The organism is Polaromonas sp. P1_G4, assembly GCF_056405475.1.
In genome coordinates this window covers 1-8,356 of record NZ_JBFUCA010000154.1, presented here as the reverse complement: position 1 = coordinate 8,356, position 8,356 = coordinate 1, and the positions used below count along the sequence as shown (strand labels likewise).

The 8,356-nt window shown below is 62.0% G+C and carries 10 protein-coding genes; 4 read left to right on the top strand and 6 right to left on the bottom strand.

Annotated features, from left to right (window positions below):
* Window positions 1-374, bottom strand: a 374-nt coding sequence (locus AC1D1X_RS09935; protein WP_477698211.1) for a PAS domain-containing protein, incomplete at its 3' end; no start/stop codon positions are given.
* Window positions 375-471: 97 nt separating this feature from the next.
* Here AC1D1X_RS09935 and AC1D1X_RS09930 point away from each other — a divergent pair.
* Together AC1D1X_RS09930 and AC1D1X_RS09925 are read left to right on the top strand one after the other, a co-directional pair.
* The gene (locus AC1D1X_RS09930) at window positions 472-1,179 is read left to right on the top strand and encodes a CoA transferase subunit A (protein WP_477667843.1); all 708 of its coding nucleotides are present in this window, start codon (window positions 472-474) and stop codon (window positions 1,177-1,179) included.
* 1 nt (window position 1,180) lies between these two features.
* Window positions 1,181-1,816: a 3-oxoacid CoA-transferase subunit B gene (locus AC1D1X_RS09925; RefSeq protein WP_477698210.1), complete on the top strand. Its 636-nt coding sequence runs from the start codon at window positions 1,181-1,183 to the stop codon at window positions 1,814-1,816.
* A gap of 48 nt (window positions 1,817-1,864) precedes the next feature.
* Here the strand turns inward: AC1D1X_RS09925 and AC1D1X_RS09920 are convergent, their stop codons facing one another.
* The 5 genes from AC1D1X_RS09920 to AC1D1X_RS09900 form a co-directional block, all read right to left on the bottom strand.
* A complete protein-coding gene (locus AC1D1X_RS09920; protein WP_477667841.1) occupies window positions 1,865-2,743 on the bottom strand; it encodes a DMT family transporter in 879 nt (292 codons plus the stop codon).
* Window positions 2,744-2,847: 104 nt separating this feature from the next.
* A complete protein-coding gene (locus AC1D1X_RS09915; RefSeq protein ID WP_477698209.1) occupies window positions 2,848-3,003 on the bottom strand; it encodes a hypothetical protein in 156 nt (51 codons plus the stop codon).
* Between the two features lie 66 nt (window positions 3,004-3,069).
* Complete coding sequence (locus AC1D1X_RS09910) at window positions 3,070-3,642, bottom strand: MarR family winged helix-turn-helix transcriptional regulator (protein WP_477667839.1); 573 nt, start codon at window positions 3,640-3,642, stop codon at window positions 3,070-3,072.
* Window positions 3,639-4,838, bottom strand: a complete 1,200-nt coding sequence (locus tag AC1D1X_RS09905) for a Gfo/Idh/MocA family protein (protein WP_477667838.1) — start codon at window positions 4,836-4,838, stop codon at window positions 3,639-3,641. The genes AC1D1X_RS09910 and AC1D1X_RS09905 overlap by 4 nt, the downstream gene beginning before the upstream one ends.
* On the bottom strand, window positions 4,835-5,830 hold the full coding sequence (locus AC1D1X_RS09900; protein ID WP_477667837.1) for a PDR/VanB family oxidoreductase: 996 nt from the start codon (window positions 5,828-5,830) through the stop codon (window positions 4,835-4,837). The genes AC1D1X_RS09905 and AC1D1X_RS09900 overlap by 4 nt, the downstream gene beginning before the upstream one ends.
* Before the next feature lie 146 nt (window positions 5,831-5,976).
* On the opposite strand from AC1D1X_RS09900, the gene AC1D1X_RS09895 reads away from it, so the two are divergent.
* On the top strand, window positions 5,977-7,284 hold the full coding sequence (locus tag AC1D1X_RS09895; protein WP_477667836.1) for a Rieske 2Fe-2S domain-containing protein: 1,308 nt from the start codon (window positions 5,977-5,979) through the stop codon (window positions 7,282-7,284).
* A gap of 79 nt (window positions 7,285-7,363) precedes the next feature.
* Window positions 7,364-8,353 carry a Bug family tripartite tricarboxylate transporter substrate binding protein gene (locus AC1D1X_RS09890; RefSeq protein WP_477667835.1) on the top strand — a complete coding sequence of 330 codons (990 nt, stop codon included), beginning with the start codon at window positions 7,364-7,366 and terminating at the stop codon, window positions 8,351-8,353.
* Window positions 8,354-8,356: the final 3 nt, after the last annotated feature.

The window sequence follows — 8,356 nt, the reverse complement described above, 5'->3', positions numbered from 1 at the left end:
GCCGTGACGGGGCGGCGCGAGCTCAGGTCCTCGAAAGTCCAGATGCCGGCTTCGTGCGGTGCGCTTCGGTTGAGCGCCCGCCCCGTGACGTGGCACCAGAAGGTCTCACCCTTGTTGCGGCCATCCACGCGCTTCATGATGCGGTCGTCGGAATACAGGCCCTTGGCGTTCAGGATCGGAATCATGCGTGCGCCTATGCGCTCGTACTCGTCCGCACTGGGATAAAGAATCATGAACGACTGGCCGGCAAGTTGTTCGCGCGTGGCGCCGAACATCTCGCACAAATGCTGGTTGCAGTCCACAATGGAGCGGTTGCGGGACAGCACCAGTCCCACCGGTGCCAGATCGAATGCGAGCTGGTAATCGACTTCCACAGTACTTACCTTTACGGAAAACTACCTAACTTGATAAGTAGTATCGTAATGGATTGCTGATGGCACCTGCCTGCATCACGACTCAAGGAGACTATTTGTGAAAAAACTTTTCCCTTCCGCCGCAGAAGCCCTCAAGGGCGTCGTCAAGGACGGCCAGTTGATGGCCGTCGGCGGTTTCGGCCTGTGCGGCATTCCCGAGGCGCTGATCGAAGCCTTGCGCGACAGCCGGGTGAAGAACCTCACCGTGATTTCCAACAACGCCGGTGTTGACGGCTTCGGCCTGGGCAAGCTGCTGGAAACGCGGCAGATCAAAAAAATGATTTCCAGCTACGTCGGCGAGAACAAGGAGTTTGAGCGCCAGTACCTGGCGGGCGAGCTGGAGCTGGACTTCACGCCGCAAGGTACGTTGGCCGAAAAGCTGCGTGCAGGCGGTGCCGGCATTCCGGCCTTCTTCACCAAGACCGGCGTGGGCACGCAAGTGGCCGACGGCAAGGAGCTGCGCGAGTTTGACGGCGAAACTTATGTGATGGAACGTTCACTGGTGCCCGACGTGGCCCTGGTCAAGGCGCACGTGGCCGACAAGTCCGGCAACCTGCGCTTTAACCTCACGGCCCGCAATTTCAATCCGGCCGCCGCAATGGCCGGCAAGATTTGCATCGTTGAAGTGGAGAAAGTCGTTGAGGTCGGCGAGCTCGCCCCCGACGACATCCACCTGCCAGGGATCTATGTGCATCGGATCGTGCTCAATGCAAATCCCGAGAAACGTATTGAGAAGCGAACCATTACCGAGAAAGCGGGAGTTTGATATGCCTTGGACCCAAGACCAGATGGCGGCACGTGCCGCCCAGGAACTCGAAGATGGTTTCTATGTGAACCTCGGCATCGGCATCCCGACGCTGGTGGCCAACTTCACAGGCGACAAGGAAGTGTGGCTGCAGTCGGAAAACGGCATGCTGGGCATTGGCCCGTTTCCGACCGAAGACCAGGTGGACGCCGACGTGATCAACGCCGGCAAACAAACCGTGACGACGATCAAGGGCTCATCCATCTTTGGCAGCCATGAAAGCTTCGCCATGATCCGCGGCGGCAAGATCAATTTGTCCATCCTGGGCGCCATGCAGGTCAGCGAAAAAGGTGACCTTGCCAACTGGATGATCCCTGGCAAGATGGTCAAGGGCATGGGCGGGGCCATGGACCTGGTGRCCGGCGTCAAGCGCGTGATCGTCCTGATGGAACACGTTGCCAAAAAGAAGGACGGCACCGAAGACATGAAGATCCTGCCGAAGTGCACCCTGCCGCTGACGGGCGTGGGGGTGGTCGACCGCATCATCACCGACCTGGCCGTGATGGACGTGGTGCCCGAAGGCCTCAAAGTCGTGGAACTTGCGCCCGGCGTAACCCGCGAGGTCTTGCAGGCCAAGACGGGTGTCCAGCTGATTTGATCTGTAGCCGGGCGGCGGTTTTGCACTGCCGCCCGGTAACTCTCAGGGTCAGCGTGCGGCCAACGGCTGCACAGGGTTGCGGAAGACCTGCACCAGGCCCAGCAGGATCGCCAGCATGCCCACCAGGCTCCAGGGTGCCAGGCGGTTGCCCAGCACGAGGTAGTCCAGTGCAGCCGTGCCTGCAGGCACCAGATAGAACAGGCTGGTGACGTTGACCAGGTTGCCCGCGTGAATCAGGCGGTACAGCAGCAGCGTTGCCACTACCGACATGACAACCCCCATCCACACCAGTGCCACCCAGAAGCCGGTGCTCAGATCAACAGACATCGGCTGAAACGGCGCAAAGAGCAGGCACAGCAACAGGCTGCAGGCCAGCTGCAGCGGCAGCACTTCGCGCGGCGCTTGCCCGACTGACTTTTGCAAGATGGCGCCCAGTGTCATGCATGCCAGGGCGCCAAAAGCAAACAGCATTCCGGCTGCGGTGAAGTGCGCACGCGCAATGCTTTCATACACCACCAGCACCAGTCCGCCCAGAGCCAGGCCGAGGCCCGCCAGGCGTCGGCGCGAAAAGGCCTGCCGTTCCGTCAGTGCCAGCGTCAGGATGGGCTGCACGCCCAGCACGGTGGCCAGTACACCGGGTGTGAGGCCGTGGTCCAGCGCCAGCAAATGGCAGATGGAATAGCTGCCGATCATCAGAAGGCCTGTCAGCGCGACGCGCAGGCGTGTGCCGGGCGCCGGCAGCCAGCGGCGCCCGGCCAGCCCGAGCGCCAGCAGAATGCTGAGCGCAAGGGCAAACCGTAAACCGAGGAAGGCGAAGGGGCTGGCGTGCTGCAGCCCGAGTTTGGAGAAAAGCGCGCCGCTGCTCCAGATCAGGACGAAAAGGGAAGTCGGGCCGAAGGTGGCCCAGGCCGTGTTTTTTGAAATCATGAAAATTACCTGCCGAAAAAGGGACAAGCTCCAGCGAGCGCACGTGGCGCGGCTGCGCCAGTGGCTGAATCAAACGAGGGCTGGAGAGCTGGACCGGCTTGGACTCAGCCGGGAACGTGTGCGGCCGGCGGGTAAGCGCCGGAAGCAACCACGTTGCGCGGAGGTGCGGCAGGTGGGGGAGCGGYAAAGCCGCCTGTCAGGCGCATGTCATCGGCCACCAGGGCTGGCGCTGTCGCATGGCTTGAAAAAGGCGTGTACATGGGCAGACTATACCCGGCGAAACGGGTGCGGGAGCGATGGCTTCACGAAGGGACGCCGTGCGGGTTTCAGGACGCGGCTTTTTTACCACGTTTGCTGTGCGTGGCCGAGGGGGACTGCGTGGCCGGTTTTGCGGCAGCCTTGCGCTTCGTTGCGGGTGGTGTTTGCAGCAGCTCGTCTTTTGCGAGGTTTTCAATCATGGCAAGCAGCACCGCGCGCGTGGTTTTGATGTCTTCGGGTGCAATGCCTTCAATGCTGACGTTGTTGGTTTCTTCGGCCAAAGGCACCAGCAGCTTCTTGAGCGCCCGGCCCTTGTCGCTCAGGTGCACGTACATGTTTTTCTTGTTGGTGGGCAGCTGCTTGCGCACGATGTAGCCCAGCGACTCCATGGCCTTCATCGCGATGAAGGTGGTGGGCTCCATCACGCCGGCACGCTCGCTGAGCTCCTTTTGCGTCAGCCCGTCCGACTCCCAGAGGATGCGCAGGAAGGTCCAGTGGCCAAAGGGAACGCCATGCTCCGCCAGCCGTACCTGCAAGGCCCTGTGAAAGGCCCGTGAAGCGTCACGGATCAGGTGCGCCAGGCGGTCATTGGGAACGGCTTCACGCCAGTGCCGGATGATGTTTTGGGTGTCGTTGGTCATGAACCGGCATTGTGACGCACTTGGTACCCCGGCCGGCAATCCCGCCCGGTACGCGCGGACTCCAGCAGCGCCAGGCACACCGCCGTGGTGGCCCGGGCCCATTCGCCGCTATGCACCGGTGAGCGACCCTCCACCACCGCGGCAAAGAGCTCGTCGATCACTTCCTGGCGTGGGACTGTCGGGGCAGGAAGGGGTTCGAAGGTTTTTTCGCCGTCAGCGTAGATGGCGATGCCTGTCGGACCGGGGCGAAGATCAGCTTTTTCGCAGCTCACGATGAGTTGCCCGAAGTGCTGGTTTTGCAGTTCCTGCGGCGGCGCGGTGCCGGCGGAATACTGGCTGCCGCCATAGTTGCGGGCCGCTTTCAGCATAGCCTCTTCGGTGGAACTGGCGGCGCCTTGCAGACGCTTTCGGGCGGTGCCGTAGTCGTTGGGGTTTTTGGCCTGACCCATTTCGCCAACGTTGTCCAGCAACTCGTCCGAGTCGTAGTGGCCGTAGCCGCTGTAGGTGGCCGATGCGAATGCACCGTCTTCAAATTCGACCAGTGCGCTGTAGGCACCTTCGGTGGGGCGGGCGGCATCCCAGGCGCCGGTATGGGCGCGCACGCTGCGCACCAGGCCTCCGCCCAGCAGTCGCACGATGTCTATCTGGTGCGTGGCCTGGCTGTGGATCACGCCACCGCCGGCGGCCGTGTCGAGTTCCTCCGGCCTGCGCGGCCGGTAGAGAAAGTCGGTGTAGTTCATGGCGTGGATCATCTTCACCGTGCCGTAGCGGCCGCTGTCGATAAGCTCGCGCGTGCGCCGTATCGGCGTGTTGAAGCTGTGGCTGTGGCCCACGATAAGGTGAGTGCCAGCGCTGAGGGTCGCTTCAATCATGCTGGTGCATTCGTCAACCGTCAGGGCCATCGGTTTTTCCACCAGCACATGTTTACCGAAGGAGGCGGCCAGGCGCACGTGCTCCGCATGGAACTGGTGGGGCGATGCGATGTAAAGCACATCCACGGCCGGGTTGGCGCACAGCGCTTCAATGGATTCGTAGCTGGGCGCGGCGAAGTCTTTTTCAAACTGTGCGCGGGCCTGGGCAATCGGGTCGGTCGCGCCCACCAGCGTGACGCGGCTGTCATGCACAAAGGTGGGCAGCATGAGCGTGAACGCCCGCCCCAGGCCCACCACGCCCATCTTCAGTGTGCGGTTTGTCATAAGTCGAGTACCAGTTCAGGCGATTTTGCCCGTGAGACGCAGACCATGATGTGGTCGGCCTTTTCCTCGTCGGTCAGCACCATGTCGCGGTGCTCGGCCTCGCCTGCCAGCAGGCGGGTCTTGCAGGTGCCGCAGGTGCCGCTCTCGCAAGAGCTGGCCACGCGCAGGCCCGTGGCGCGCAAGGCCTCCAGAATGGTTTGTTCTGCACTAACCTCGACGTTCTTCCCGCTCTTTTGAAGGCGCAAGGTAAAGGGCGTGTTGTCGGCGTACACCTTGGCGTCGACGCCGAAGCTTTCAAAATGCACCGAACCCGAAGGCCAGTGGCCCGACATGTCGGCCACGCTGTCCATCAGGCCTTTGGGGCCGCAGCAGTAAATGTGCGCGGCGGTGGGCTTTTCAAACACCGGCCACAGGTCCAGCGCCTGGTCGATGTCTCCGTTGTCGTGGTGAATCTGCACCTGGCCAGAAAACTCGGATTGCAGCTCATGGATGAACGCCGTGCTGCCCGCATCGCGCGTGCAGTAGTAGAGCTTGAAGCCGGCGTTCGCACGCTTGAGGTGGCGCATCATCGACAAAACCGGCGTGATGCCGATGCCGCCCGCCACGAAAATCGACTCGGCGGCGTGGCTTGCCAATTCGAAGTTGTTGCGCGGCGCGCTGACCGACAGCAACTGCCCCGCTTGCACGTCATCGGCCATGCTGACGGAGCCGCCACGGCCGCGCTCATCACGCTTGACGGCGATCTGCCAGGCGCTGTTGTCGGCCGGGTCGCTGCACAGMGAATAGTTGCGCCGCACGCCGCTCGGCACTTCAACCGTCAGGTGCGAGCCGGGCGTGAAGGCGGGCAGGGGCGTGCCGTCCGGATGACGCAACTCGAACAGGTAAATGTCTTGTGCAACCGCTTCCTTCCGGACAACCCGCAGGTTAAAAAAATCTGGCTCAGTGGCGGCTGCGGCAGGGCTGCCTGCTGCGACGCTAGGGTTAACGCTCATCGTTGTCTCCGCACGGTTGTTGACAAATATCAAAAGTCCGATATTCTTAGTGTGCTAAGAATAATCCGCTTGCCCCGGATTTGCAAGCTGCTTTTTTGATTGCATGCGAGCCCATGAATTGGCAACCGATGTGAAGGATATTTGCGATGTTGACCGCTGAAGAAAATGACCTGTTGTGCCGCGTGGAGGGTCAGGCTCCCATGGGCCAGTTGATGCGCCGTCACTGGACGCCGGTCTGCCTGATCGAAGAAGTCAGTGAGCCTGACGGCACGCCTGTCAAGGCGCGGGTGTTTGGGGAGGACCTGGTGGTGTTTCGCGACACCAAAGGCCGCGTTGGCGTGATGGACGAATATTGCCCCCACCGGCGTGTCTCGCTGGTGTTTGGCCGCAACGAAGACTGCGGCCTGCGTTGCCTCTATCACGGCTGGAAGATGGACGTGGAGGGCAATGTCCTGGAAATGGTCTCGGAGCCCGCCGCCAGCGGCATGGCGCAAAAGGTCAAGCACCTGGCTTACACGGTGAAGGAGTGGGGCGGTTTTGTCTGGGCTTACATGGGCCCGAAAGAAACCCAGCCGGAGTTCGAGCCACCAGCCTGGGCACCCACCGCCGACACGAAAGTGACGATTGCCAAAGCATTGATTCCCTGCAACTGGGCGCAAATCCTGGAAGGTGCGATCGACTCGGCCCACAGCTCCAGCCTGCATTCTTCAGACATGGTGCCGGCGCGCGTGGAAGGCGCCGAGGCCACGGATACCAACTGGCTGCGGCCCTCTACCGACAAGGCGCCGCGCATGCAGGTGGAGCGCGGCGGCTACGGTTTTCGTTATGCGGCCATACGCCGACCCATCAAGAACGCGGCGGCCAACGACTACATTCGATCGACGGTGTTTGTGGCGCCAGCCACAGCGCTGATCCCGCCCAACAACCTGTACAACGTCGCCAACATCAACGTGCCGATGGACGATACCAACACCGCGTTCTATTTCATCGCCTGGGGCCATCCGTCGCAGACGCCTGACACCGGCGCCTGGCGCAAATTCCTGGGCCAGCAACTGGGCGCCGACCTGGACGAAAAATACCAGCCGCTGCGCAACCGTGCCAACCACTTCTGGCAGGATCGCGAAGCCATGAAGGCCGGCAATTTCACCGGCATCACAGGTTTCCCCAACCAGGACATCGCCATGTGGGTGACCATGGGCCCCATTGCCGACAGAACACACGAACGCCTGGGCGCCAGCGACATGGCGGTGGTGGAGTTCCGCAAGCAGATGCTGGAGGCGGTGAGCGCGTTCCAGGCGGGGCAAGCCGCCATCGGCACAGGCGAGCTCCGTATTCCGCCCAGCGTGGTCGCTTTTCAGGCTATTGTTCCGAAAACGACGGACTGGCGTGCCTACCAGGCGTCCTATGTGTGGGATTCCCGCGAGCCAGCGCTGGAGCCGTCCTATTCCACATAGGACGCCACACAGGGCATTTTTTCTGCTTCTGTGCTTCTTTTCCGCCATGACACTTTAAAAAATCATCAGGAGACATTTCATGAAACAGCGCCGCCATCTTCTTCATCTGCTAGGGGCCAGCGCCATGCTGGCAGCCGGCACCTTGCTGCCGATGTTTGCAGCCGCCCAGGGCGCCTACCCCAACCGCCCGATCAAGTTCGTGGTGCCCTACGCGGCCGGCGGCCTGCCTGATACCGTGGCCCGCATTTTTGCGCAGCGGCTGGGCGACAAGCTTGGCCAGTCGGTGGTGGTCGACAACCGGCCGGGCGCCAACGGTGTGGTGGCCGCGCAGGCGCTGGCCACCGCCCCCAAGGATGGCTACACCTTCCTGGTGACGGACGGCTCGATGTTCTCCATCAACCCAGCCATCTACAAAAGCCTGGGTTACGACTTCAAACGTGACTTCATGCCCGTGTCGCTCGCGGCTCGCGCGCCGCTGTACCTGGCGGTTCACCCCAAAGTACAGGTCAATACATTTCAGGAGTTCATCGCGCTCGCCAAGGCCAAACCGGGAACCCTGAACTACGGCTCTTCAGGTATCGGAAGCACACACCACCTGACCATGGAGGCGCTGAAGGCATCGCTCGGCCTGCAAATCACCCATGTGCCGTTCAAGGGCACGGGCCAGTCGGTTCCGGCGCTGATCGGTGGGCAGGTCGACGTGCTGTTTTCGGCGCTGCCGTCCCTGGCCGGTTTTGTGAAAGGCGGGCAGGTCAAGCTGCTGGCCAACAATGCGGCCCAGCGCTCCAGCCAGGAGCCCAATGTGCCGGCGATTGCGGAAACCATTCCTGGGTTTGACTTCGCGCCCATCGTGGGCGTGCTGGCTGCCACGGGTACGCCGGCGAGCGCGATAGAGCGCATCAGCGCCGAGATGGCCCAGATCGCCAGGATGCCGGAAGTCATCACCACGCTGAACAACGCCGGCATCGAGCCCATCGGCAGCAGCCCTGCCGATTACAACAAGGCCATCCTCGGTGAGAACGAACGCCTCGCCAAAGCCATCGTGGCGTCCGGTATCAAGCCGGAATAACCA

Coding starts and splice junctions, on each gene's coding strand:
- AC1D1X_RS09920 (WP_477667841.1), bottom strand. CDS start 2,743: ATGATTTCAAAAAACACGGCCTGGGCCACCTTCGGCCCGACTTCCCTT.
- AC1D1X_RS09910 (WP_477667839.1), bottom strand. CDS start 3,642: ATGACCAACGACACCCAAAACATCATCCGGCACTGGCGTGAAGCCGTT.
- AC1D1X_RS09905 (WP_477667838.1), bottom strand. CDS start 4,838: ATGACAAACCGCACACTGAAGATGGGCGTGGTGGGCCTGGGGCGGGCG.
- AC1D1X_RS09895 (WP_477667836.1), top strand. CDS start 5,977: ATGTTGACCGCTGAAGAAAATGACCTGTTGTGCCGCGTGGAGGGTCAG.
- AC1D1X_RS09890 (WP_477667835.1), top strand. CDS start 7,364: ATGAAACAGCGCCGCCATCTTCTTCATCTGCTAGGGGCCAGCGCCATG.